This is a genomic window from Neobacillus massiliamazoniensis (assembly GCF_001048695.1).
GTDB classification, from domain to species: domain Bacteria; phylum Bacillota; class Bacilli; order Bacillales; family Cytobacillaceae; genus Neobacillus; species Neobacillus massiliamazoniensis.
The window spans coordinates 36,538-61,284 of the sequence record NZ_CVRB01000001.1; the positions used below are offsets into that span (position 1 = coordinate 36,538).

Annotated in this window: 24 protein-coding genes and 2 pseudogenes; 19 read left to right on the forward strand and 7 right to left on the reverse strand. The window is 36.7% G+C overall.

The features are described 5' to 3' along the window. Positions 1–32: 32 nt before the first annotated feature. The 4 genes and pseudogenes from BN1082_RS00300 to BN1082_RS00310 form a co-directional block, all read left to right on the forward strand. Positions 33–451 (forward strand): annotated as a pseudogene (locus tag BN1082_RS00300) (GDP-mannose 4,6-dehydratase); the annotation flags it as partial. Positions 452–1,073: 622 nt separating this feature from the next. After that, entirely contained in the window at positions 1,074–2,369 is a 1,296-nt protein-coding gene (locus BN1082_RS00305; RefSeq protein WP_090629342.1) for an O-antigen ligase family protein, read from the forward strand. A 359-nt stretch (positions 2,370–2,728) separates the two neighbouring features. Then, positions 2,729–2,869, forward strand: a complete 141-nt coding sequence (locus tag BN1082_RS27185) for a hypothetical protein (protein WP_176699597.1) — start codon at positions 2,729–2,731, stop codon at positions 2,867–2,869. A gap of 289 nt (positions 2,870–3,158) precedes the next feature. Continuing rightward, on the forward strand, positions 3,159–4,478 hold the full coding sequence (locus BN1082_RS00310) for a UDP-glucose dehydrogenase family protein (RefSeq protein ID WP_090629345.1): 1,320 nt from the start codon (positions 3,159–3,161) through the stop codon (positions 4,476–4,478). 541 nt (positions 4,479–5,019) lie between these two features. Here BN1082_RS00310 and BN1082_RS00315 read toward each other — a convergent pair. Next, positions 5,020–5,232: a hypothetical protein gene (locus BN1082_RS00315; protein WP_090629348.1), complete on the reverse strand. Its 213-nt coding sequence runs from the start codon at positions 5,230–5,232 to the stop codon at positions 5,020–5,022. A gap of 148 nt (positions 5,233–5,380) precedes the next feature. Beyond that, a pseudogene (locus BN1082_RS00320) lies at positions 5,381–7,242 on the reverse strand (fructose-specific PTS transporter subunit EIIC). Positions 7,243–7,741: 499 nt separating this feature from the next. On the opposite strand from BN1082_RS00320, the gene BN1082_RS00325 reads away from it, so the two are divergent. The 6 genes from BN1082_RS00325 to BN1082_RS00350 all read left to right on the forward strand — a co-directional run bounded on the left by BN1082_RS00325 (position 7,742) and on the right by BN1082_RS00350 (position 12,904). Continuing rightward, complete coding sequence (locus BN1082_RS00325) at positions 7,742–8,488, forward strand: GntR family transcriptional regulator (protein WP_090629350.1); 747 nt, start codon at positions 7,742–7,744, stop codon at positions 8,486–8,488. Between the two features lie 115 nt (positions 8,489–8,603). Next, the gene (locus tag BN1082_RS00330) at positions 8,604–10,352 is read left to right on the forward strand and encodes a class I mannose-6-phosphate isomerase (RefSeq protein ID WP_218055131.1); all 1,749 of its coding nucleotides are present in this window, start codon (positions 8,604–8,606) and stop codon (positions 10,350–10,352) included. Further along, the gene (locus BN1082_RS00335) at positions 10,339–10,761 is read left to right on the forward strand and encodes a PTS sugar transporter subunit IIA (RefSeq protein ID WP_090629355.1); all 423 of its coding nucleotides are present in this window, start codon (positions 10,339–10,341) and stop codon (positions 10,759–10,761) included. Before BN1082_RS00330 ends, BN1082_RS00335 begins: the two co-directional genes overlap by 14 nt. A 36-nt stretch (positions 10,762–10,797) precedes the next feature. Next, complete coding sequence (locus tag BN1082_RS00340; RefSeq protein ID WP_090629358.1) at positions 10,798–11,298, forward strand: PTS sugar transporter subunit IIB; 501 nt, start codon at positions 10,798–10,800, stop codon at positions 11,296–11,298. After that, on the forward strand, positions 11,299–12,096 hold the full coding sequence (locus BN1082_RS00345) for a PTS mannose/fructose/sorbose/N-acetylgalactosamine transporter subunit IIC (protein WP_090629360.1): 798 nt from the start codon (positions 11,299–11,301) through the stop codon (positions 12,094–12,096). A gap of 1 nt (position 12,097) precedes the next feature. Beyond that, a complete protein-coding gene (locus BN1082_RS00350; RefSeq protein ID WP_090629363.1) occupies positions 12,098–12,904 on the forward strand; it encodes a PTS system mannose/fructose/sorbose family transporter subunit IID in 807 nt (268 codons plus the stop codon). 447 nt (positions 12,905–13,351) lie between these two features. Here BN1082_RS00350 and BN1082_RS00355 read toward each other — a convergent pair whose 3' ends face one another. Beyond that, the gene (locus BN1082_RS00355) at positions 13,352–15,283 is read right to left on the reverse strand and encodes a BglG family transcription antiterminator (protein ID WP_090629366.1); all 1,932 of its coding nucleotides are present in this window, start codon (positions 15,281–15,283) and stop codon (positions 13,352–13,354) included. A gap of 190 nt (positions 15,284–15,473) precedes the next feature. On the opposite strand from BN1082_RS00355, the gene BN1082_RS00360 reads away from it, so the two are divergent. Both BN1082_RS00360 and manA read left to right on the forward strand, forming a co-directional pair. Continuing rightward, positions 15,474–16,343, forward strand: coding sequence for an ROK family protein (locus tag BN1082_RS00360; protein WP_090629372.1), 870 nt, complete (start codon positions 15,474–15,476; stop codon positions 16,341–16,343). Between the two features lie 23 nt (positions 16,344–16,366). After that, positions 16,367–17,314, forward strand: a complete 948-nt coding sequence (manA, locus tag BN1082_RS00365) for a mannose-6-phosphate isomerase, class I (protein WP_090633036.1) — start codon at positions 16,367–16,369, stop codon at positions 17,312–17,314. A gap of 891 nt (positions 17,315–18,205) precedes the next feature. Here the strand turns inward: manA and BN1082_RS00370 are convergent. Continuing rightward, positions 18,206–18,709, reverse strand: coding sequence for a competence protein ComK (locus tag BN1082_RS00370; protein ID WP_090629375.1), 504 nt, complete (start codon positions 18,707–18,709; stop codon positions 18,206–18,208). A gap of 801 nt (positions 18,710–19,510) precedes the next feature. Next, positions 19,511–20,284, reverse strand: coding sequence for a hypothetical protein (locus tag BN1082_RS00375; RefSeq protein WP_090629377.1), 774 nt, complete (start codon positions 20,282–20,284; stop codon positions 19,511–19,513). Between the two features lie 201 nt (positions 20,285–20,485). Between BN1082_RS00375 and tnpA the strand changes: the two genes are divergently transcribed. The 5 genes from tnpA (at position 20,486) to BN1082_RS00405 (ending at position 23,225) form a co-directional block, all read left to right on the forward strand. Continuing rightward, entirely contained in the window at positions 20,486–20,878 is a 393-nt protein-coding gene (tnpA, locus tag BN1082_RS00380) for an IS200/IS605 family transposase (RefSeq protein WP_090633038.1), read from the forward strand. 6 nt (positions 20,879–20,884) lie between these two features. Next, positions 20,885–21,133 (forward strand): hypothetical protein, encoded by a 249-nt coding sequence (locus BN1082_RS00385; RefSeq protein WP_090629379.1) that lies wholly within the window; start codon positions 20,885–20,887, stop codon positions 21,131–21,133. A 260-nt stretch (positions 21,134–21,393) separates the two neighbouring features. Then, complete coding sequence (locus BN1082_RS00395; protein WP_090629382.1) at positions 21,394–21,852, forward strand: hypothetical protein; 459 nt, start codon at positions 21,394–21,396, stop codon at positions 21,850–21,852. A gap of 123 nt (positions 21,853–21,975) precedes the next feature. Then, entirely contained in the window at positions 21,976–22,221 is a 246-nt protein-coding gene (locus tag BN1082_RS28785) for a zinc ribbon domain-containing protein (RefSeq protein ID WP_176699600.1), read from the forward strand. 623 nt (positions 22,222–22,844) lie between these two features. Continuing rightward, positions 22,845–23,225, forward strand: coding sequence for a hypothetical protein (locus tag BN1082_RS00405; RefSeq protein ID WP_090629389.1), 381 nt, complete (start codon positions 22,845–22,847; stop codon positions 23,223–23,225). A 4-nt stretch (positions 23,226–23,229) separates the two neighbouring features. Here the strand turns inward: BN1082_RS00405 and BN1082_RS00410 are convergent, their stop codons facing one another. Further along, positions 23,230–23,739: a hypothetical protein gene (locus BN1082_RS00410; RefSeq protein WP_090629392.1), complete on the reverse strand. Its 510-nt coding sequence runs from the start codon at positions 23,737–23,739 to the stop codon at positions 23,230–23,232. Positions 23,740–23,906: 167 nt separating this feature from the next. Here BN1082_RS00410 and BN1082_RS00415 point away from each other — a divergent pair, with 167 nt between their 5' ends. Beyond that, positions 23,907–24,110 (forward strand): hypothetical protein, encoded by a 204-nt coding sequence (locus BN1082_RS00415; RefSeq protein ID WP_090629396.1) that lies wholly within the window; start codon positions 23,907–23,909, stop codon positions 24,108–24,110. After that, on the forward strand, positions 24,110–24,379 hold the full coding sequence (locus tag BN1082_RS00420; protein ID WP_090629398.1) for a hypothetical protein: 270 nt from the start codon (positions 24,110–24,112) through the stop codon (positions 24,377–24,379). Before BN1082_RS00415 ends, BN1082_RS00420 begins: the two co-directional genes overlap by 1 nt. Before the next feature lie 29 nt (positions 24,380–24,408). Here the strand turns inward: BN1082_RS00420 and BN1082_RS00425 are convergent, their stop codons facing one another. Further along, complete coding sequence (locus tag BN1082_RS00425; protein ID WP_245640253.1) at positions 24,409–24,630, reverse strand: hypothetical protein; 222 nt, start codon at positions 24,628–24,630, stop codon at positions 24,409–24,411. Positions 24,631–24,747: the final 117 nt, after the last annotated feature.

Sequence of the window (24,747 nt, forward strand, 5' to 3'; positions counted from 1 at the left end):
GAATTTAAAAAAATATTAATCTACTAGGGTATAATGGTATCCCTATTAATCTGATGCCATTTATTACTCAGGTCGCAGTTGGAAAGTTAGCAGAGTTGTAAGTGTTTGGCAATGATTATCCTACTGTTGATGGGACAGGTGTAAGAGATTATATTCACGTAGTTGACTCTCGCCAATGACCACTTAAAAGCATTGGAGAAATTAATGTTCTCTAATGGTGTGGGAACCTATAATCTAGGAACAGGAACTGGTTATAGTGTACTGCAGCTTGTTTCAGCTTTCGGAAAGGTTTAATGTTGTAGATAGACGACCTGGAGATATAGCCATCTGCTATGCCGATCCTTCGGAAGCACAGAATGAACTAGGCTGGACTGCTGAAAGAGGAATTGAAGACATGTGCCGGTATTCCTGGAGATGGCAGAGGATGAATCCGAATGGGTATGGGGATTAATAGACATAAGGGATTTAATGAATCGGAAAATATTTTAACAAAGGCAGAAGGTCATGGGTCTTCTGCCTTTATAATTTTTTTTCTCTATCTTTATTAAATACTATTTAGCCTTCGACAATTATTTTCCACTTTTTAAGGGGGAAACCCTTTATTGATAAAGGGAATAGTTCGATTTAATCAAAAGTTTGATTAGAAGGGAAAAAGCCACAAAAGAGAAGAAAAATGTTATCAATTTTTTTATAAGAAAATAAGAGCGAATCCTTAGGATTTTCTAAACAACTTTCCGCTATTTTTCCAGCCGATGGAGTTAGATTTCGTTGCCATTATGGGAAATCTCGCTGTTTTAATAAAACGTTTAATTAACAATAAAACGCCCCGGAAAGTGTAGAAAAATATGCTTTGATAGATAAAAACTCATCCTGTTTGTTTATGACGAATGTTTCAGATGAATACCACATCAACTGACAATTCATGCAGCCGTTTTCGACCAAAAAGGTTTATTTGATAAAGGTGACTGGAGAACTAAGCAAACGTTTGATTAAATCTGGATGTGGTAGAAATCTGATAAAGATTGTCTAATTCTAAGGATAAAACAATAAGATTAAATCGATTGAGGATAATTATGATTAAGTGGATTGAAAAAACATATATTTTCATATTGTACAGCTTTTTTAGCTTATATATCATTCTCATTTATCCATGGGGTGATAACTACTACTATGCCAATGCAAAAGCCTATTATTTCATAGGGTGTATGTTCCTGCTAGCTCTATTAGCCATTTCTTTGAGGGTGGCAAGGGATGATAGGTTCGTCTGGAAAATAACTACTCCGGAAAGTTTGATGGTTATATTTTTGATTTTAATAGCGTGTTCCACGCTTTTCTCCGTTAAGAAATCTCTAGTGGGGGATGGAACAGAGCACCAAGGAATACTGATTATGCTCTCTTGTTTCCTCTTATTTTGCTTGGCCTCCCGCTTAGAGCCTAGACATATGGAAAGGCTTTGTCAGTTGATTATTTTTAGTTCATTCCTGGCTGCAGTTTATAGCATTTTGCAGTTTCATCATCTAGCCTTTTTGCCACAGGATGCTGTCATGCAGTTTGGTCGAAGGACTTTTTCCTTTTTTGATAATCCGGATTATTTTGGTTCCTATCTCACATTGGTCATTCCAATAACGTTTACAGCATTCCTTTTGACTCTAAAGAGCAAGAGAAGTGTCCTTTATTTTATAATTCTTTGCACACAGCTTTTGTCACTACTTGAATCACAAACAAGAAGTGCTTGGATAGGTGTGGCTATTGGCTTTTTTATTATTGCTATTTGGGTCGTTCGGAAGAGGAAGCAGCTAGTTAAAACGCTGGCCTTGATGATCGTTGCGTTTTGTTTAATCTTTACTGTCTCTAGTTCGTTTTCGCACCAAAATAATGCTTCTCGGGCGCTTTCCATCACAAAGGATGTTCAAAAGATTGTTAAAAACCAAAATGCTGGTTCGGCAGGCGCATCACGTTGGTATATTTGGCAAGTCTCCATGCCCCTGATTGCAAACCATTTTTGGCTAGGAACTGGTCCGAATACATTTGAACAGGTTTTTCCAAAGGATTCCAGCCAAACAAAAAAGTATTTTGGGAATGACAAAGTTTATGATGAGAATAATGACTATTTGCAAATTGCCCTTACAATGGGGGTACCGGCATTACTCATCTACTTGCTTATTTTATCCCTCATTTTGTTCAAAGGGTTTAGGAAGGCGGAAGAATTAGATGTACAACAGCAGCTTGCCTCCTATGGGTTACTAGCAGCGATCATTGGATACTTGGTTCAGGCATTCTTTAATATCAGTGTCATTTCCGTTGCCCCTTATTTTTGGCTTCTCTTAGGGTTTGTGGTGAACCGGAATAAGGAAAGCTTTCACTATTAATATATGGATTTTATGGTCAAAAAGGACATGGTGATGGAAGTTTATTTGTGGAAAACGAGTGAATTCTCTTTTTTAAAACAACTTTGTTGAGTAAAACATAGAAAGGTATATTATAGCTGCAGCACAATGTATTTATCTCTGTTGTATTCTTTGTAAGTAATCTCTGGTATTGCTGGGTTCAATCGAAGCTTTTCCTCATTTCATTTTAAAACGTTACACAGGCCAATTTGAGTAATGGAATGGTCAACAACTATTATGGAGATGATTCGAGGTTCGTCACAAAATTTTTAAAATTAGTTAGTAAAATTTTGTGACAAACCAATAATTTATTTCGGTATAAGCTAGAAATCTGGTGAAGCTTGTATATTCATGACCCTTCAGGATCTGTTATTGCACATACACAATCAAATGTGTTTGAAGGGCAGGATATTCATGATGCCTCAGGATCACTTGTTGCTCAAACGCAGCCTAATGTATTAGGAGGAGAAGATGTATCCTAATTTAACGGGAATTAGGGTTTTATCACCACTCAGCTAAAGTTTAAGGCGTTTGAGGGAAGGAAAAAGGAAAAATCAAGTCGTGATTTTTAAGCGGCTTGTTTTTTTATGTTCTAGATTTACCCATCTGTTTGTACCATCTAAACTTAAGATAAACGAGCATTCTTCTAAATTTATGTAACCAAGCATAAAATATCGCGATGGAATTGATTAATATATCAATAGAAAAGTGTATATTCCCTCAAAGTTGTAGATTTAGTTTTTCTATATTCTCATATGAGGTGGTATGAAAGTGAAAATTGCGGTAGCAGGAACTGGTTATGTCGGTTTAGTAACAGGTGTTTGTCTTGCTGAAAAAGGGTTTTCAGTTTCTTGTGTAGATATAGAAGAACGGAAAGTTGATTTAATGAGGTCTGGAATTTCACCTATTTTTGAACCTGGCTTGGAAGAATTAATGATCAAAAATAGGAAGAAGTTGAACTTTACAACGAATTATAAAGAAGCGTATAAAGATGCAGATGTAATTTTTATAGGAGTAGGGACTCCGGAGAAACATGATGGTTCTGCTAATTTAAATTATGTCTATTCAGCAGCAACAGAAATTGCTGAAAGCATTGAGAAAGATTGTGTTGTCGTTGTTAAATCTACTGTACCTGTTGGAACAAATGATAAGATCGAAGAATTGATTAAATCAAACCTTGCTCACAATGTAAAGGTTCATCTTGCTTCAAATCCAGAGTTTTTAGCCCAAGGCACCGCCCTAAAAGATACCTTAAATCCTTCTAGGATTGTCATTGGAGTAGAAGATTCTATTGCAGGTGAAATATTACAAGAGGTTTATAAGGGCTTTGATGCGCCGGTTTTAGTTACGAACAGGAAAAGTGCAGAAATGATAAAATATGCATCCAATGACTTTTTAGCGCTGAAAATTTCTTTTATTAATGAAATTGCAAACCTCTGTGAAATTATTGGTGCAGATATTGATGATGTGGCACTTGGAATGGGGTACGACAACCGAATTGGAAATCGATTTTTAAACGCGGGGATCGGTTACGGGGGATCTTGCTTTCCTAAAGATACAAAAGCACTGCACTGGTTGGCAAATTTCCATGATAATGAGTTAAAAACCATTAAGGCAGCGATTGATGTTAACGAAAATCAAAAAATCAAATTGATTAAGAAATCCCGGAAATATTTTAATAGTTTAAAAGGGTTGAATGTTGCTGTCTTGGGATTAACCTTTAAACCTGGAACAGATGATCTAAGGGAGGCACCATCACTAGTAAATATTCCTATCATGCTTGAGGATGGAGCGAATATTAAAGCTTGGGATCCTGTTGGCATGAAAAACTTCCAAAAGAAATATCCAGAGGGTGTAACTTATTGTTTTACCATAGAAGAAACCCTTAAGGATGCAGATCTATGTTTTATATTTACGGAATGGGATGAAGTCAAAGAATTTGGCCTTTCAAAATATAGACAACTAATGAGAAATCCTATCATTCTAGACGGAAGAAATTGTTATGACCTTACTAGTGCTAAGAAGGCGAACATCATTTATGATTCGATGGGGAGAGAAACGATCAATAGTGTAAAGGGTTCACTTGTTTAGTTTATAGGTGACACAATCAGACAATTATTTAGCCTCTTTGAAGGAGACAACGCTTTATCATAAGAGGTAAGCTCCAATTTAAACAAACGATTGATTAAATTGGAAAATGCCAGAAAAAAGGTGAAAAGTGTCATGGAATGATTTTTATAAGAGAAAAGGGGCGAATATTTTTCGATTTCCAGACATCTTTCAACCATATTTTCATGCGATAGGGGTCAGACTTTCGTTGCCATAAAGGGAAATCATGCTGTTTTAATCAAACGTTTATTTAACAATGAAACGCCCCGAAATCAGTAGAAAAATAGTGTGCTTTGACAAATAAAAACCCATCCTGCGAATTTCTGACGAATTGGTCAGTTGAATAACGCATCAGCTGACAATTCATGCCGCCGTTTTAGACCGAAAAGGCTAATTTGATAAGGCTGACAGGAAAACTAATCAAACGTTTAATTAAATCAAGATGCGGGTGAAGTTTGATGAAGATTGTCTAATTTTAAAGTTTATCAAGAGGGTTTTCCTTGTCAGCATCCTCCATTAATTCTTACAGTTCCTTTATGGCAAATTCTACACTCCCTTCTTTATCTTCATGTAAACCTGCCCCTAATAGGTGATCGTGGTGGATATACGAATTTCTTGCAAAGCTTTTAAAACCTTCTGGAACTTTAAATATTTCGATTGTGATAGTGAGTGCTTTGTTTACGGTTATTTCTCTTATTTCTAAATCATCCCCATAACTTTTCGTTCTTGTCCGCATACGATTTTCCTTTTCTATTTATGTAGATTTTGAAGATGAAGCCATTTCCAGTTTTGGAGACATAGGTTAATTGGGTAAGCTCTTAATCGATTTGGTGTCAGGCACCACTTGAAAAACGAAATGAAAAAAGAAGAGCAAACTGCTCTTCTTAGTTTTGTTCAATTTGGCTTAGCAAATTGTAGGCTTGTTCTTTTGATGTAATGGAGAGTAGTTGGTCTCTGTACTCTTCATTCATAAGCTTACGTGAAAGCATTTGAAGAATTTTTAAATGTTCGTTGCCAGCAGCTTCTTCTGGAACTGCGATCATGAAGATTAATTTTGCGAGCGTTCCGTCATAGCTGTTCCAATCCACGCCTTCATTTTTCAGGCCAAAGACAACAGCAGGTTTTGTTACGGCTTTCGATTTTCCATGCGGGATGGCAATGGAAAATCCGATTCCTGTAGAGCTTTCTTTTTCGCGGCTAAGAATGGCCTTCTTAAATTTCCGTTTGGAGTTAATAGCTCCACCTTGGTCTAACTTTCCAATCATTTCATCTATGACAGATTCTTTCGTTGTTCCTTTGATATCTGTTTCAATAAAATCGAGGCTGAGTAAATCTGTAAGTTTCACTTTCGTCACTCCACATTCTTTTTCAAAGCATTTACCATGAAGGCAGTTATGAAGATCCCAACAATAATTGCTAATATGAACATTACAACATGATCAATAGCTCCTAAGGCTGCAACAATCAAGCCGCCGTGAGGAACGTGGTCGCCAACATGACCAATCATCGCAATGACCGCACCGACCATTGAACCAACCATGATACTTGGAATAACACGAATTGGATCTTTTGCTGCGAATGGGATCGCACCTTCTGTGATCCCGAATAAGCCCATGAAAAATGCTGCTTTTCCTGCTTCTCTTTCTGCTTCTTCGTATTTTTTCTTATTAAGAAGAGTTGCAAGACCCATACCGATTGGTGGGATACAGATTGCTGCTGCAATAGGTCCCATGATCGTATAGTTTCCAGAAGCTATCATAGCAGAACCGAATAAGAATGCAACTTTATTAACTGGACCACCCATATCAAAGGCAATCATTGCTCCCAAGATTAAGGCTAATAAAATCGAGCTTGCACCTTGCATACCGTTTAAGAAGTTTGTTAAGCCTGTGAATACAGCGGCAACCGGCTGTCCTATGATAAAGATGAAAATCGCTGCCACTACGGTAGTTGCTAAAATTGGAATAATTAAGATTGGCATAATTGGCTGAACCATTTTTGGAACTTTCCATGTCTTGATCCATTTTGCCAAATATCCTGCAAGAAAACCGGCAATAATCCCGCCTAGGAATCCTGCACCTGCTGTACTATGATAAAATTCCCCGTGAGCTGCAATCCAGCCGCCGACCATACCAGGTACTAAACCAGGACGGTCCGCAATACTCATTGCGATAAATCCTGCTAATATTGGAACCATAAATCCGAATGATGCTGCACCAACGTTGAGGATGGAATTCCAAATCGAGTTTGGATCGACCTGCATTCCTTTTGCCGTTGGATGACCGCCAAGACCTAGTGCAAGGGCAATTAATATACCCCCAACCACGACGAAGGGAATCATGTAAGATACACCATTCATTAAGTGACGGTAAATCGGGTTTTGCTTGTCTTTCATTTCTTGTTTATATTCAGCAACAGATTTTAAATCTTCTTGATGAACAGGAACGTCGCCGGAGAGAACGTATTCGATTAGTTCTTCTGGTTTTCGAATCCCGTCTTGAACACCTGTGACAAGTAGTTTTTTACCAACAAATCGAGATTTGTCTACACTTTTGTCGGCAGCGATGATGATTCCATCCGCTTCTTGAATTTCTTGTGCTGTTAGTTCATTTTCAATTCCGATTGAACCTTGTGTTTCTACTTTCATTTGATGGCCTAGCTTCTCCGCAGCTTTTTGGAGGTTTTCAGCTGCCATATACGTATGAGCGATCCCGTTTGGACAGGACGTAATCGCTAATAGCTTCATATATTTCATCTCCCCTGAGCAAATTTAATTGTCTATATATTAGTTATACAATTGAAATCGCTTTCAAAAAGGCTGAATTTTTACCGCAATATACGGAAAAAACTTTTTAAAAGGCTGTGTTAAAGCTCATTGTTGGGTACTCTCTTGGCTCAAAGAAATTATTTTCCTAATACTCACTGCTATTTGTTACACTATTATTAATAACTACAGGAGAGAGGAAGCTTACACACTCGAAAAGGGATTAATTCATAATCTAAATATATTAAATAAACAATTGAAACCGCTTACGATGAAGGGTCATTCGTTTTATTAGTAAAAGTGGTGGCATAGTACCAAAGAAGTGTCTAATCAACATGGACATGACTAGTGAAGATTCTTTTTTAATTATACAAGGCAACTCAGCCGGAACATGTTAGGAAAAAATGTTTGTATATAAATAATGCAATTATGTAAAATAGAACTGATATAACATTATTATGTTAATCGAAAGGGGAAAATAATGGTAAACAAACTTAATACGGATAGAGATGCTGCTCCACTTTATCTTCAAATTAAAACAGAGTTAAAAAGAAAAATTGAAGAAGGCGATTGGAAGCCAGGAGATAAAATACCATCTGAACTGGAACTTTGTGAATTATATGACGTTAGCCGAATAACTGTAAGAGAAGCTATAAATGAGTTAGTCTGGGAAGAATATCTTATTAGGCAGCGCCCAAAAGGAACGTTTGTCCTTGATTATCAGCAAAAAGGATCCGACAAAGATTATTTTACTTATGTGAAAAGTTTTACTTATGAAATGAATGAGTCAGGAAAAAAAGTGAGTACTATACATGCGGAGGTGAAAAAAGTAAAGGCAGATCAATTTTTAGCAAAACAATTAAATATTAAATTAGGAGATGAAGTGATTGAACTTAAGCGTATAAGAGGATTGGTAAATAAAAAACCAGTTTTCTTTAAAACATATTTGACATATAAACCCAATTTATCTCTTCAGTCAAATGAATATTATGGCTCTTTATATGAAAAATTAAAGGAAAATGGCATTATTTTAACAAACATAAAAGAATATTTGGAAGCAGTTAGACCTGATAAGGAAGTGCAAAAATGGTTAGATACTTCTGAAGATACGCCTATTTTAAAAAGGGTAAGAAACGCTAAAAACCATAAAGGTGATTTTGAAGAGTATACGGAATGCTATTATATTGGTGACAGTTATCGCTATTATATTGATTTAATTCTAAAATAAAAAAATGATTGTTATTCTTATATCCCTATGATAATATGAAATCAAGTTAATGTCATAACATTATGACATTAACGTTTATAGTCATAACATTATAACTATGATTAGGAGATTTGATATGTCAAACTATGATAAATTTCCAGAAATTAGGATTCTAGGGAAAGAAAATAGTGCGTGGCAAGGATATAAGGATATACAAAATGAGATTTCTAAATCAATAAATGATATTCAAAACAGTAATGTAGTGCTCATGGTTGATTGTTACCCTGGGGTTCGGTATCAAGAGATTTTAGAAGGTCTTATTTTACCACTTCGCCCTGATCTCATTATTCATTCAGATGATCTTGCTTTTTCAGGAGAAAAAATTACCGAGATGATTCAGCGAAATTTAACAGATGACCGAGTTTTTGGTGTAATGAGCAGTCATAAATTAAGTGAGTTTTTTGATCCAACTCTCGTTGATAATGCAAGAGCAAGCATTGCTAAAATTGAAAGCGGTTTAATTGTTGTATATGGGGTTGGTGCCCGACTTATTTGCAATCCAAATGTTCTAATCTATGCTGACTTAGCAAGATGGGAAATTCAACAACGTTATCGGTCAAAAGAATTAGGTAACTGGAAAATGAAGAATTTTGATGAGGACACCCTACGGAAATATAAGCGTGGATATTTTGTAGAATGGCGTTTTGCTGACCGACATAAAAAAGAGTTATTTACAGAAATCGATTACTTGTTAGATACAAATGAAAAAAATGATCCGAAAATGATTAGTGGTCATGCTTATTTAAATGGACTTCAACAAATAGTTACACAACCATTTCGTGTTGTACCCTACTTTGATCCAGGTGTATGGGGCGGACAATGGATGAAAGAAGTTTGTAACCTAGATCGAAATCAAGAAAATTTTGCATGGAGCTTCGACGGTGTTCCTGAAGAAAACAGTCTTTACCTTCGTTATAATGATGTGAAAATTGAAGTACCAGCAATTAATCTCGTATTCAGGCATCCGGTTGAACTTCTTGGAGATAAGGTGCATGCTCGTTTCGGAACAGAATTTCCAATTCGATTTGACTTCTTAGATACAGTAGAAGGGCAAAAATTAAGCTTACAAGTTCATCCTTTAACAGAATATATCCAAGAAAACTTTGGTATGCATTATACGCAAGATGAAAGCTATTATATTCTAGATGCAAAAGAAGATGCGACAGTATATCTAGGTGTAAAAGAAAATGTTAATAAAGAAGAGATGTTTGAAGATTTGCGAAAAGCAAACGAAGGGCTAGAGTCTTTTAGAGCTGAAAAATACGTGAATAAATTCCCTGCTAGAAAACATGATCACTTTTTAATTCCTGCAGGAACCATTCATTGCTCTGGGGAAAATTGTATGGTTTTAGAGATTAGTGCAACCCCTTACATCTTTACCTTTAAGCTATGGGATTGGGATCGAGTCGGATTAGACGGTTTACCAAGGCCAGTTCACATAGAGCATGGAGAGAAAGTCATCCAGTGGAATAGAGACACAAAATGGGTAGAAGAAAACTTGATTAATCGAATTGAAGCAATAAAAGAAGAAGAGCACTGGATTGAAGAAAGAACAGGGCTGCACGAACGAGAATTTATCGAAACAAGAAGACATTGGTTTTCGAAAATGACAAGCCATCAAACAAATGGTAGTGTACACGTATTGAATCTTGTGGAAGGTGAAGAAGCCATTATTGAAAGCCCAACTGATAATTTTGAACCATTCATTGTTCATTATGCAGAAACTTTCTTTATCCCTGAAAATGTAAAAGAATATACAATTCGTCCTTATGGGAGAGCAGAAGGAAAGACAATAGGAGTCATACAAGCATTTGTTAGAGTTTAAGAATCTTAAAGGAGTGGGAATAGAGATGAAAGCGATTGTTGTTACGACCCATGGAACTTTATGTAAAGGTTTATTAGAAACAGCAGAAATGATGGTTGGACATTTAGAAAATACATTTAGCCTATCTTTAGATGGAGAAGGGATAACGAAGTTTTCTGAATCCATGGACAAGCTTATAACTGACTTGAAAAATAATTATGATGAAATACTAATACTATGTGATTTAAAAGGAGGGTCACCATACAATGAGTCAATGAAGCATTTCCTTCTAAATCAAGATGTGGTAAAAGTTGTGGCAGGTGTCAATTTGCCGATGTTTGTAGAAGTATATATTCAGCTTCAGTCAGTAAGTTTAGATGAATTGCATAAGCTTGCGATTGAAACAGGTCAACAATCAATATCAAACTAATTGTTTACTACTTAGATAATTTGAGGAGGAAATGGTATGCCAATATCTTTTGTAAGAATTGATGATCGAGTAATTCACGGGCAAATTGTAGCAAGATGGTCGAAGTTGAAACCATGTAATGGAATTTTGGTTATCGATGATAAGATTGCAAGTGATCCGTTACAAAAGGGAATTTTTATGCATGCAGCTCCAAGTAATATAAAGGTAGGGATTTACACAGCTGAAGAAGGTGTTGAAAAAGTTAATAAAGCAAAACAAGCTAAAAATAGTTATTTTGTAATTGTTAAATCACCAGTTACACTAAAAAAAATAAACGAACTTGGCGGTGATTTTGGTACTGAATTGAATGTGGGGCCAATGAGTGCAAGAGGTACTACGAAAACGATTGGAAAAAATGTTTCTATTACGGAAGAAGAAAAGGAGGCATTTGATTTTCTTCAAAATAAAGGAATTAATATCACGTTTCAATTAGTTCCAGAAGAAACACCTGTTAAGTGGGAAAAATTGAAAACGCTATATACAAGGGAGGAGAAATAGATGGATGTGACATTGTTTATTCAGGCATTATTAATTGGTATTTTCTGTTACTTAGGATCTGTTTCCTCACCGTGGCTTATGGGGGTTACAGGCGGTTATTATGTGGTAGGAAGACCACTCGTTGCCGGGTTGATTATCGGAATTATTTTAGGTGATGTAACTACTGGTGTGATTTTAGGTGTAGCTGTCCAAGCCGCATTTATTGCTACAATTTCTACAGGTGGAACGCAAAATATGGAGATTACCTACGCCTCATATGGTGGTATTGCACTTGGAATGTTAGCGCATGCTACACCAGGGGTTACCGTAACTCTTTCTGTTGGAATTGGCGCACTTGGTCTTATTCTTTTTAATTTTATGATGGTAACCAATTCATACTGGAATCGACGAGCAGAACGAGCAGCTAATAATGGAGATGATAAAGGAATTGTTTTAAACAATGCAGTCTTTCCACAAATTGTTGCATTTCTTTTACGAGTTATACCCGTTACTCTAGCAATATATTTAGGACAAGGTTTTGTCGCACATACATTGGCTATTATTCCTGTACAAATTACAAAGATGATGGGTGTACTTGGCGGTCTACTTCCTGCTCTAGGAATCGCCTTGTTAATGAATCTATTAATCAGAGAAAAAGCACATTTCATTTTCTTCCTAACAGGATTTGTATTTATTAGTTTTATTTCAAAAAGTATGATAGCACTTACGGTTATTGCTTCTTTAGTAGCTTATATTGTGTATTTAACTAAACACAATGCGGGAGAAACTTCCGTAGAATTAGAAGATGAGGTGATCTAAAATGCCGAAATTAGAGAAAAAGGATTTGCGTAGAGGTTGGCGTTCTTGGGCTATGTACCATCTTTCTTCAATGAGTTTCGAAAAATTAGAAGCACACGGATTTGCACACTCGATGATACCTGTTCTTAAAAAATTGTATAAAAACAAACCGGAAGAATATCAAGAAGCTTTAAAGAGACATTCGGTTTTTTATAACGTTGAACCTCAGGTAGGGAGTCTTGTAAATGGAATTGTAACCTCTATGGAAGAGGAACGAGCAAATGGAAAACAAATTGATGATGACATGATTCACACCGTTAAAACAAGTATCATGGGTCCGTTATCTGGGATTGGTGACTCCACAATCCAAGGTATTCTAATTCCGATACTGTTAACGATTGCCATGGCTATTTCTAATCAAGGTAGTCCTATAGGTGTATTATTATATATTTTTGGGTATTCATTCATTATGTTATCTCTATCGTACTTCATGTATATGAGTGGGTATAAATTCGGTATTAATTCCATCGATACTATTATTGGCGCGGGATCGAAAAAATTAAGAGACTCTTTTAATACACTTGGAATTATGGTGATCGGTGCTCTTGCTGCATCCTTTGTACACGTAACAACCGCCATTAAGATTCCTAATGGTAAAGCAGTGCTAGATCTTCAAAAAACATTTGATGGCTTTTTCCCAGGATTATTATCTTTATTAGCTGTTATGTTAAGCTGGTATCTTATTTCGAAGAGGAAAATGAGTACGACGAAGGTACTATTACTCCTTGTTGGAATTTCTGTTGTTGGAGTGTTATTGGGATTCTTTTAATGAATATAGCTTTAAGGAATCCTTAAAAATGGCAATAATCATTGGCATAACTATATTAATTATTGGTTGTAATCTTTATTCAACTAAACGGGGGCGATACTTAAACAAGAAGGATTGGATGAGTTCTAAAGTAATCAACCAGCTGTATCACCTCAGCAGGACTGATCTCTTTATTGGGCCGATCCATACCACCATGTTGATAGGAGCGGAAGGCGCGAGATCCTCGAAAATACTATCGCATTTCCTTCGTGCGGTGTTGATTCAAGGATGCTAATTCAACGTCCTGCGGGAGAAACGGGTCAAGGGAGACTCCACAGGTGCACTGCGCCGAGGAGGCTCCCGAACCGCCCGCGGATGCTCGCTTCTTAAGCGTAAATCAACAGCCAAGTTTAGCACAGCCTTTTAAAAAAGAAACCATCCAACCAAATAGTGGTTGAACGGTACGAATTAGCCTAAAGAGTGCATAAATTCCTTAGCTGTTTTCTGTTTTGTTAATGTATTGACGGTTAAAGGCTGATCACATAATTGGCCAATTTCTTTGAACAATTCTTTTGTGTTTCGGTATTCTCCCTGTTTTGTGGCCAAAAAAAGTACAAGGGAGACGTATTCTTTTCCCCAAAGCAGCGGCTTCTTTAATACACCAACGGCAATAGCTGACTTTTTTATTAATGAAGGATCGCCATGAGGAATGGCAATGCCACCGCCAATGGACGTAGAAGAGTGTCTTTCCCTAATCACTGCTGATTCGATACAAGCTTTTTCAACGTACCCTTCTTGGGTGAGTTTTGCGGCTAATGCTTCGAGCACTTCAAAGCGGTGCTCAAAATCTAAATTAAGAAGAATTAGATTTTCGTTTAAAAGAGCTTGTAACTGAGGAAAACTGTCTTTTCCTGTGCGGTCAGCCTTTTCGTTATTGTGTCCTTCAATAAAGGACTGAAGTCTATTCTCCTCCTCGGCGGACAGTAATGGTGTAACGACGATGACAGGTACAGGAGGATTTGGAATCGGTACAGTCGATATGATGAAATCAATTTTTTGCTGCAAATACTGTTGGATATTTTTCGATGATACCGTATCGATAATATCTAACGAATGAAATTTCCTTTCCAATTTCGTCCGAAGCAGGACAGATGCTCCGATTCCCATTGGGCAAACAATAATGACCTTCTTGTTCTGGCCACTTTTCTTCTGTAGCCTTTCCACCGACGCTTGAAAATGAAGGGTTAGATAGGCCGCCTCTTCTTCTGGAATTTGAGTGCCAATTTCCTTATTAAGTTGGAACAATTCGTTCATGATCGTATCAAAGAGATAGGGAAACATCCGCTTGATTTCATCTAAGATAGGATTGGTTACACTTAGCCCATGCTTAATTCGGTTCATGGATGATTGTAGATGGACCTGTAGTCCTAAAAATAACTCTTGATCCTGGGTAAAATCAACATGCACGATCATTGAAATTCTACTAACAATTCTTTGAACAAGAAAAGAAATCTCTGGATTGTTCTTTTCTTGAATTGCTTTTTGTACCCTTCCCCCCATAAAGTGAAGCGCAATATAAGCGATTTCATTTTCCGGAAACCTAATGGAAAACATAGGGCTCAGTCTCTTCATTACATTGAGTGCATACTGAAATTCCTTTGTCTTTTTCAAATCTGTGACTTCTGCAGTTGCTAGAGGAATCGAGTGACCTAATTTCAGACGTTTGATGGAAATAAGAATATGGATGGTCAGATTCATGATTGTTTCATCAGTATAAGGATTGGATAAGGTCTTATTGGATTCTTCTAATGATTGCTGTACTGCTTTTATTTCTTGTTGGATAAATAAGTATTTGAAAAAGTCCAAGCGGGTGTGTGGCTCTGCACCAATAAAGGCAGGAATTCTTGAGATGGCCAAGCGCCAGTTTTGTTCATTTCCATCTACTTCCACACCTGATTTCCGCTTTGTTGTTACGTTTAGGTTTGATTGTTCAAGAAAGGCCTCGATCTTTTCAAGGTCTTTTTTAATAATCGCTTTATTGACATAAAATAGCTCGGCAAGTTTTTGGAGAGTAACCGTTTTCTTTTCAACTAAAAGTATTTCGAGAATTCGTGCCAAGCGGTCTTTTTCCTCCACTTCCTGGTCAACGAATTGTAACTGATATAGGGAGTTTAATAGTGAATTTCTCTCGGAGTCACTGATTTCTAAGCGAAACCCAATGTTCGGCTTACGGGAAAGTGTTGCATGTGAATGCTCACTTAACCATTCATCAAGTGCTTTTGAATCATTTCGCACTGTCTTTTCGGAGCAACCTAACAAATCAGCGATATTTTGAGAGGACATATAGTCTAAATCGGACTCTAGTAAAATTTTCAGCATTGCTTTTTGGCGATCGTTCATAACTTTCACCTTTCTATCTTTATGGATGCCTGACACCAGTTGATAGTATTATCATATCATTTAGGGAGGAGAATGAGGAGGAGTGTGACATTTTTCCTATATTCTCTTATTTTTTTTGTTTGTTTCTTTGAAGATCCTTTTAAAGGTGATACCTTTATAGTAAATTGTAATTTTATTGGAGGGAACAGTAATGCTAGGTGCGATTGAAACAGGGGGGACAAAATTTGTTTGTGCTATCGGGGATGAAAAAGGGAATATAGCGGAGCGAATTCAAATCCCAACGACGGAACCTGGGGAAACGCTGGCGAAAGTAATTGCGTTTTTTCAACAGCATCGGCTTGACGCCCTAGGTATTGGCTCGTTTGGACCAGTTGATGTGAATCGAGATAGTCAGACCTATGGCTATATTACATCTACACCGAAAACCGCTTGGAGGAATTATCCGCTGATTCAGACTTTAAAAGAGGCCTTTCCAGTACCTATTGGTTTTAATACAGATGTGAATGCTGCGGCCTTAGGAGAAATAACTCATGGTGCAGCAAGGGGATTAGATAGCTGTTTATATATTACTGTTGGGACGGGAATTGGTGCAGGTGCGGTTCTTCAAGGAAAGCTCCTACAAGGGTTGTCACATCCTGAAATGGGCCATATTCTTGTTCGACGCCATCCAGATGATCATTATCAAGGAAAATGCCCCTTTCATCATGATTGCTTGGAAGGACTGGCTGCCGGACCCTCTATCGAAGAGCGTTGGGGTGATAAGGTGATTAATCTGGCTGATCGAAGGGAAGTGTGGGACCTAGAGGGATATTATCTTGCACAAGCACTTATGCAATATATTTTGATTCTTTCACCCAAAAGGATTATTCTGGGTGGAGGAGTCATGAACCAGAAACAGGTTTTCACTTCTATTTATACATATTTGGAGGATTTTCTGAACGATTATGTTTCCTTACCGAAGATTTCGGATTATATCGTGAGCCCTGGTTTAGGAAATGATGCAGGAATTACTGGTTCACTAATTTTAGCCTACCAAGCATGGGAAGAAGCGAATCAATGATAAAACAACAGGAGGAGGTAAGGATTTTGAATCCGTTATTTTTAAAGCCAGTTTTTAAAGAAAGAATTTGGGGTGGAACAACCCTTAGGGAAGAATTTGAATATCCAATTCCATCAAATCAAACAGGTGAATGTTGGGCAATCTCTGCCCATCCTAATGGGCCTTCTGTGATTGAAAACGGATCATTTTCTGGTATATCCTTGGACGAGCTATGGACAAAACATCCGGAGCTATTTGGTCATCCGAAGGAAAAGGTCTTTCCTTTGTTAACTAAAATACTAGATGCGAATATGGATTTATCGGTTCAGGTTCATCCAGATGATTCCTATGCGATGGCACATGAGAATGGGGAATTAGGAAAGACCGAGTGCTGGTATATCATTGATTGTAAAGAAGATGCAGATATGATTTTTGGTCACAACGCTCTTACTAAAGAGGAAATGATTGAGCAAATGAATGCCGGCAAATGGAGTGAGTTGCTTCGCCGAGTCAAAATTAAGCCAGGTGACTTTTTCTACGTACCTAGCGGAACAATTCATGCATTATGTGAAGGCACCCTTGTATTAGAAACGCAACAAAGTTCGGACACAACTTATCGTGTATATGATTATGACCGTCGAGATGCTGAAGGGAACCTTCGCGAGCTTCACTTGGAGAAGGCAATCGAAGTAACAAATGTGCCACATCAAGATACAATGGTTACTCCTTCTGTGGAGAAAAAGGACAATGTAAAGATTACCACATTTGTGAAATCTGAGTTTTTCTCAGTCTATAAATGGGATGTTCAAGGGAAGGCTGTCTTTTCTTTTGATGACAAGTATTTGCTCCTCAGTGTGATAGAAGGAGAAGGATCGCTTGTTCATAATGGGGAGTCATATGGAGTGAAAAAAGGTACACATCTTATTATCCCTGTCGGCTTTGGAGGATTCGAAATAAATGGTCAATGTGAAATAATCGTTTCGCACACATAATCGCGAATCGGAACCTGAAAAAATAATAAATTCGTGGATTAGTCAACTCTAGTCCTAAACCTCCAATTTAGTTGGAATTTAATAAGCTTTAACTTTCAGTCTATCAAAATTGAAATCCTTTATGTTTAGGCATAGAGGATTTTTTTTATTAAATACATAGTTTGGATTTACAAAGATATAGCTCTAATGTGTTTTCATAGTAACCGAGCTATTGGACAATTTTTTTCCACTTTTTAAAGGGGAAACCCAATATTGATAAGGGGAATAGTTCGATTTAATCAAACGTTTGATTAAAAGGGAAAAAGCCTGAAAAGAGCAGAAGAATGCCATGAATTCATTTTTATAAGAGATGTGGGGCGGAACCTTAAGATTTTCTAGACAACTTTCCACTATTTTTTTATGTGATGGGGTCAGATTTTCATTGCTATAAAGGGAAATCTCGCAGTTTTAATCAATCGTTTGATTTACAATGAAAACCTCCGAAACGAGTAGAAAAATAGAATACTTTGGCAGATAAAAAACCATCTTGTGGGTTCATGAAGAATGGACCAGATGAATACCGCATCAACTGACAATTCGTGCAGTCGTTTTCGACGAAAAAGGCTTATTTGATAAGGCAAACAGGAAAACTAAACAAACGTTTGATTATAACGGGATAAAGTAGAAATCTGATGAATATTGCATATTCATAGGGCTGAAAGCTATAGTGAATCGATCGTGTGGAAGATGTTGGAGGCAAATGACGGCCGAGCCTGTGTCGTAACTACTTCTATATGGGGGCATAACAAAAAAGAGCACTTACCTTTTTGTGGTAAAGTGCTTTCTTTCGGCTGAAAACCTAGATTCAGTTAACAATCGCTTCATAGCATTCTTGAAGTATGTATGCAAGAATCATGCGCCTTTTTTAGGACCTTTCTTGATGGTTGGGGGATTATTGGTAATCCTGTTTGTCATTTTCATATATTGATCTGCAGTTTGCAGTTTATGATTAAAAGAATAAAGCTTCGAAGGAACGATAATGACCAATCCATTCGAGAACTCTACCTTGGTATTTCGACGTAAAGTGTTTGTTCTTATGATATGAGTAGGATTAAACCACATGGCATCAGGATGCTTAGCGGATTTATTTGGAAAAACACAAATCTTATGTATGGGGTTAATCATGACTGGACACATATGTTTATTACCAAGGAACAATTGGGCTGTTTTCATGGCTCCTCTTAAATCAAAACCGATACAGCGGATACTGTCATTTAGGATTTCTAAAGGAGATTTGTCAACAATAAACGTTCGATTTAATTCCCTGACGATTGTGCACAGCTTTGCATTTCGATCAAATACACCAAAAATATACATAAAATCAGGATGGATAATATAATTTTCTTTAACCTTCAAATGTTTCAACTCCTTTAATTCTTTTACTAGTACGTGTGGGACAGATCATCTCAGATTAATAGTTGAATTTTTCACCACTTCCTTTTTTAAAAATGGTTTATTTAAAGAAATAGGCTGTTTTCCAAACAAGCTATTTCGTTAAATACTAAGGTCATATTGGTAAACTAAGAAGATAGGAAAAATGAGCAAATAAATCCATATTGAGGCCGGGTCAAAGACGTTGATTTTATCCTTTGGTGTTGGATAGTTTAGAGTGATTCTGAGGATCCATGCAATCTATGGAAAAAGTGATTCATGCAGTGGATTTTGGACGCACATCTGTCATGCGAAGGACAGATTGATAACTGAGTAATATTACCTATAATTACAAATTATCACATTCTTAACATGGGGTGTAGGGTATATATGTTTTATTTTTGAATTATTTGTGAAAAAGCGAATTCATAGGTTTTTTTAAGCCGTTTTTCAGCAATTTTTTCATAAGCTTTGTAAGATTTTCATTGCTATAAAAGGAAATCCAGTTATTTTAAACAAACGTTTGATTAATGATGAAAGCCCCCGAAATGGGTAGAAAGAAGTTTGTTTTGAGAGATAAAAACTCTTCTTGACGAATAGTCAAAATGAATACCGCATCAACAGACAATTCATGCAGCTGTTTTCGTCGAGAAAGGTTGATTTGATAAAGCTGACAGGAAATTTAAACAAACGTTCGATTAAGTCGCAATAAAGTATATACATGCTGATAGCCGTCGTTTCATTGTAGAAGTGGGTATGCTCTGATATTCACCGTGAAAAACATTCCTACTCTTCCATTTCAACTAAATCTTTCACAAACAGCTCCTCAAATTTTTGATCTAAAATCCCATAGAAGTAAGCAATTTGGTTCCTCACTACCTGTGTCGTTTTTAGCTTTCGAATTAACTGCCTAAAGGCTGCCATCGCAATGACTAGGACTTTTTCTGTTTCTTTTTCAAAATTATTTCGATAGGCAGCGATTTGCGTCATTCTCCAGTATTCTTCAATCGTCTTTGCTTCTGAAAAGAAAACCTTCACTAGCTGTACAAAGGGTTGAGGTACACGGTCACTTACAAAATTGAAATCTAGATTGGACGATTCTTCTGTACGTTTATTTATCTTTTGATCTTTAGTTTTAGAAGGAATACTAGTTTCTTTAGGGTGGTTCAATTTTTCTTGTTTAGGTGGTTCATAGTTTGAAAAACGATTAAAGACATAAAGATTGCTAGACTGAGAGCCATTTTTTCTTTCCGTTTCATGAACTGTGATGATACCTAAAGTGATAGCCTTTTGCACCATTCTCTTAAAGGTTGAGCGTGAAATGCCATGGTCGTTATAGTCTTCATGAATAGCTTTTAATACCGTGCCAATTTTGGCATTGCAAACACCAGGAATCTTTGCCGAAAACCGTACCAGCCGTTTTAAGCCAACCAATTCACTTTTAGAAAGATCATGCTTATACGCTGACAACCACATTTCCAAATGATGGTTAAATTCATTAAGACTTGCAAACTGAGAAAACTCTTCAAAACGTTCAATTTCGCCCGATTTTAAATTCATATAAATGCACCGCCCTTTCACCTTTTATATAGGGAAAAAGGGGGTCAAAAGGACATGGTCGGTGGTTTAGGTGACAATATTGTGACCATAATTCAAACTAGCCCGCAAGCCCCCGATTTCAGTCGTGGGGATAGGGCATTTTTTACCAAAAATAGTTGATTAGATTTAGTTTTATGGTATGATTTAACTATGAAAAGTTATATGAAGTACAAATCAAATAACAATGTCGTTTATTCCTGTAAATATCATGTTGTATGGTGTCCAAAGTATCGGAGAAATGTTTTAGTTGATGGAGTAGATGAAAGACTCAAATCTATTCTATTAGAAGTAGCCAATGGGGTGAAAGCGGAGATTATCGAATTAGAAGTCATGCCCGACCACGTTCACCTTTTAGTCGAGGTAGACCCTCAATTTGGTATCAACAAATTGGTTCGCCATTTAAAAGGGGTTTCTTCCCGTATTCTTCGCAAAGAATTTCCTTGGCTAAAAAGCCGTATTCCTTCTCTTTGGACAAACAGTTATTTTGTTTCCACCGTTGGTGGAACTACTTTGGATGTAGTGAAACAATACATTGAAAATCAGAAAGGAGTTTAAAAGGATATGTCAGAAGAAGAAAAACGAGAATCCACCCCTACTTTTACCGCTACGATTCGCTTAAAAACCCCTCCTAAACAAGTAAAACATCTTCTGATGCTATCCGATTGTGCAAGGCAATTGTATAATGCTTGTTTAGGAGAAGGGATAAAACGACTTCACCGCCTTCAACACACGACCCTCTACCGAGAAACAGTTCAACTCCCGAAAACAAAGCGTTTTAAACACAGCGTTCTTCTCAATTTAAATTTTTAAATGAAACCTTTGGATTTAAAGATTCGGCTATACAATCTTTTGGAATTAAAACGAAGAATGATTCAAAGTTTATAGTCGAACATCTTGGTACGCATGTTTGCCAAAAAATAGCGACAAGAGCCTTTAAAGCGGTACAAAAAGTAGCTTTAAAGCAGGCGAAACGGGTCTTTTTCAAGCCAAAAGGTGAGTTTGTTTCTTTTGAAGGAAAAAACAATGAAACCTTTCTTACCTATTCCAATGGGTATGTATTCATCGGGGATATGACGTTAAAATGCCTAATTAACCCGAAGGATAAATGGCTTCAACATGCTTTACAGCATCGAGTGAAATTTTGCCGGATCATTTCTAAAATCATCAAAGGAAATCCACACTTTTATGTTCAGCTAATTTTAGAAGGATACCCCTATCAGAAGGTCAAAATGGGAGACGAGACAATGGGAATGGATATTGGTCCTTCCACGATTGCCATGGTATCGGACACAAAAGCGGAATTGAAAGAGTTCTGTGAAAAGGTGGTAAAGATAGATAAGGAAAAACGGGTAATTCAACGAAGGCTAGAACGTCAGCGAAAAGCCAACAATCCGCAACATTACAATGTGGATGGAACCATTAAGAAAGGCAAAAAGGTATGGAAAAACTCCAAACGCTATATCAAGATAAAAAAAGAGTTGGCAGAAATGGAACGGAGGTTAGCGGAGACCCGAAAAATGCTTCAATGATGGGAAACTAACCGAGTCATTGAAAGGGCGAATACCGTAAAACTAGAAAAGTTGTCGTATAAAGCCTTTCAAAAACTCTATGGCAAGAGCGTGGGAAGAAAAGCCCCGAGTATGTTTGTCAAAATGTTAAAGCGGAAAATGATGGCTTATGGCGGAACCGTACAGGAATTTTTCACTTACTCTACCAAACTATCTCAAACCTGTTTATGTGGAACAATAAAGAAAAAGCGATTGAAGGACAGATGGCATGTCTGTGAATGCGGAATCCACGCCCAACGCGATTTGTTTAGTGCTTTTTTAGCTAAACACGTTACCAAGTCCCATAAAAAGAAGCCAACAAGGAATGGGATAAAATCAAACCCTTGTTAGAAACTTGCGTCAGTGATTTAAAAGAAATGAAGAAAGAACGGAAATTAATTTCTGCGTTTGGAGTCTAAAATAATTAACAACGGTGTAGACACGCTCCGTGGGTCAATAAGCTGTGAGATGGAAGGAAATCCAACCACACGAACGAAGTTCGTCAGAACGGTTTCGACCTAAAAAGTTTCATTAGGCAAAGGTGATGCCAAGCCTCTTTCTTTTCGCATTAGGTTTGGAGAGCTAAAGTTGGTATGAAATAGAACCCCCTGCCTTCAGGCATGGGGAGTGTCAGAGGAGTGACCACTTTGATGGAAAAAAACAAAAAAAGGTACACCGCACGAAGGAAATGCGATAGCATTTTCGAGGATCTCGCGCCTTCCGCTCCAATCAACATAGTTTTAAAAATCAACAATGACCTTTAAAACAGCAAAAAAAAAAACGACCGTTTATACATGTCGTTAAAGAATCACACAAATGTATTTTTGGGGTGTCAGGTACCAATAATAACTTCAATTTTCTTAGCATAAAATGGTTTAATAAGATGCTTTTTGTTAGTTAGAAACGCGGGAAGTAAACGGGCTCTTCATTCTTTTTTTAGCCCTTATTCGATCCCCGCTATCGGGGGAGAATTTATGTTTAATTTTTTTTCTTTTAGAAAAAGGCAGAAAGAAAAAGAAAATACAATTACTCCTCTTATTATTACAAAGCTAGATAAAATTATTGAACTGTTGGAAAAACAACAAAAAGAAAATAATGAAAAAAACATTCACTTTGATCATGTACAAATACATCATCTTGAGAACATTATCTTCAGGTTAGACAATATTGAAATTGATGAATTAAGCGGGAAATTAATCATTGGAAACAATATCCATACAACCGAAGACCTAGCCAGCAACCTTGTTCAAAAGATAGATAAAGAAAAGGGAAAAAAAGAAGCCATGTCTGAAACAGCCACGTCTAATCAAATGGAAAACACCTCGAAAGGTTACCGGTTTCGCAACCATTTCTAATATTTTATTGTTTATTAATATTAGTAATTTTGATATCCTGATCTTCCATGATACCATCAATCACATCTTGGTCATTATTTAAATTAAAATTGTTTAACAATTGATTATGATTTCCAAATAGACTGCCTTGAGAATAATTCACTTTTTCATTTCCATCAATCCCTGTTACATGGGAGTTTCCTAAGAATACTGAACTATTTTGAAACATTGTGTTGACATTTATTTGTTCAAGTGTGAGGTTTGTTGTTTGATCTTCATCACTTAAATTATCAAAACAAATATTAACATCTCGGTCATCAATCGGTGTATCAATAAAGTCAGGGTCATTCAATATCGAAACATTGTGGAGAAGAAGATTAGACCTGCCACTAATACCTCCTATTACACTATTTTCTTTGCCGTGGGCACTCCAACCAATGGCATTGTTTCGTTCCCCGATAAAAATGCCACATTGTCTCTGCATTGTTTGGACATTTATATCTCCATTAAAAATAAATTGTGAAGGATTTAACATTCTTTTCTCACCACTATTTCGTTTAATCTTAAATCATATAGCACTAGTTATTTTACATTATGTTCCTAGTAGCAAGGTTGTGATATATGCCTAACGAAATTTGCAAAGATTGTGTCATTCGCCCAATGTTTGAATAAGATACTAGAAATAATAAAGGGGAACAGCAAATGATCAATATTACTTTTGAAGAAATATCAGTAGGTAGAATGAGTAATTCTTCCGGTATTTTCATTGGTAAAAAAAATACTCATAAAAAATTCCGAAAAGAAAGTGTTATTAACGAAGTAGTCGGAGTCTTGTCTGGGGACGAAAATATCGTTAGCCAAAATTATTGGGTTAAAAACAAAGAAAAATGGAAGGATGATCATTAATGTCTTCCCCCATTTTATCTCCAACCTTTCATATTGGAACGATTAAAATCGGGAGTATCGAGGGAGCCTCTTGCTTTAGCATTGGAAATAATTTTATCGAAGACTTTAAAAGCAGCAAAAGACATAACCAAGGCTTAGGTAACATTCATGGAGATCGAAACAACCTTTCACATACAAGCGCTTCATTAACAAACTGTGAGCATGAGCCTATGAAAAAGAAACCGTTGGGACAAAAAAGCAAGAACGAAAAATCATCAGAAAACCCTTAATTAATAAGGGTTTTTCTTTTTGTATTCTTCTAGATATTATTCCCAAAATTCGGTTTAAAATCTTGGTCAAAAATGGCACCGTCAACCACTTCAAAGCTGTCGTTAATGTTACTTATATTCCCTGCAACAACATTAAAAACTCCATAAAGACCCCCAAATCCCAAATTGTATTTCCTGTTGGCATCCATCCCTGTAACAATCGATTCACCGACAAAGATTGCAGCACTTGGTTGGGGAGAATTAATATTCATAATACCTAAATTGATGACTGAGGGCACTGTGATTCCTCCCGTTCAATCTTTTATTGTAAGGTATCTTATGTGTAAATGATTAGTCCTGTGAAAATAGTGAGTGAAAGTCTAGGTGTT

Excerpts from the sequence above, each read along its gene's own strand:
- BN1082_RS00305 (WP_090629342.1), top strand. The coding sequence starts at position 1,074 with ATGATTAAGTGGATTGAAAAAACATATATTTTCATATTGTACAGCTTT.
- BN1082_RS00315 (WP_090629348.1), bottom strand. The coding sequence starts at position 5,232 with ATGCGGACAAGAACGAAAAGTTATGGGGATGATTTAGAAATAAGAGAA.
- BN1082_RS00325 (WP_090629350.1), top strand. The coding sequence starts at position 7,742 with ATGGTAAACAAACTTAATACGGATAGAGATGCTGCTCCACTTTATCTT.
- BN1082_RS00330 (WP_218055131.1), top strand. The coding sequence starts at position 8,604 with ATGTCAAACTATGATAAATTTCCAGAAATTAGGATTCTAGGGAAAGAA.
- BN1082_RS00340 (WP_090629358.1), top strand. The coding sequence starts at position 10,798 with ATGCCAATATCTTTTGTAAGAATTGATGATCGAGTAATTCACGGGCAA.
- BN1082_RS00345 (WP_090629360.1), top strand. The coding sequence starts at position 11,299 with ATGGATGTGACATTGTTTATTCAGGCATTATTAATTGGTATTTTCTGT.
- BN1082_RS00350 (WP_090629363.1), top strand. The coding sequence starts at position 12,098 with ATGCCGAAATTAGAGAAAAAGGATTTGCGTAGAGGTTGGCGTTCTTGG.
- BN1082_RS00355 (WP_090629366.1), bottom strand. The coding sequence starts at position 15,283 with ATGAACGATCGCCAAAAAGCAATGCTGAAAATTTTACTAGAGTCCGAT.
- BN1082_RS00360 (WP_090629372.1), top strand. The coding sequence starts at position 15,474 with ATGCTAGGTGCGATTGAAACAGGGGGGACAAAATTTGTTTGTGCTATC.
- BN1082_RS00375 (WP_090629377.1), bottom strand. The coding sequence starts at position 20,284 with ATGAATTTAAAATCGGGCGAAATTGAACGTTTTGAAGAGTTTTCTCAG.
- tnpA (WP_090633038.1), top strand. The coding sequence starts at position 20,486 with ATGAAGTACAAATCAAATAACAATGTCGTTTATTCCTGTAAATATCAT.
- BN1082_RS00385 (WP_090629379.1), top strand. The coding sequence starts at position 20,885 with ATGTCAGAAGAAGAAAAACGAGAATCCACCCCTACTTTTACCGCTACG.
- BN1082_RS00395 (WP_090629382.1), top strand. The coding sequence starts at position 21,394 with ATGACGTTAAAATGCCTAATTAACCCGAAGGATAAATGGCTTCAACAT.
- BN1082_RS28785 (WP_176699600.1), top strand. The coding sequence starts at position 21,976 with ATGTTAAAGCGGAAAATGATGGCTTATGGCGGAACCGTACAGGAATTT.
- BN1082_RS00405 (WP_090629389.1), top strand. The coding sequence starts at position 22,845 with ATGTTTAATTTTTTTTCTTTTAGAAAAAGGCAGAAAGAAAAAGAAAAT.
- BN1082_RS00410 (WP_090629392.1), bottom strand. The coding sequence starts at position 23,739 with ATGTTAAATCCTTCACAATTTATTTTTAATGGAGATATAAATGTCCAA.
- BN1082_RS00415 (WP_090629396.1), top strand. The coding sequence starts at position 23,907 with ATGATCAATATTACTTTTGAAGAAATATCAGTAGGTAGAATGAGTAAT.
- BN1082_RS00420 (WP_090629398.1), top strand. The coding sequence starts at position 24,110 with ATGTCTTCCCCCATTTTATCTCCAACCTTTCATATTGGAACGATTAAA.
- BN1082_RS00425 (WP_245640253.1), bottom strand. The coding sequence starts at position 24,630 with ATGAATATTAATTCTCCCCAACCAAGTGCTGCAATCTTTGTCGGTGAA.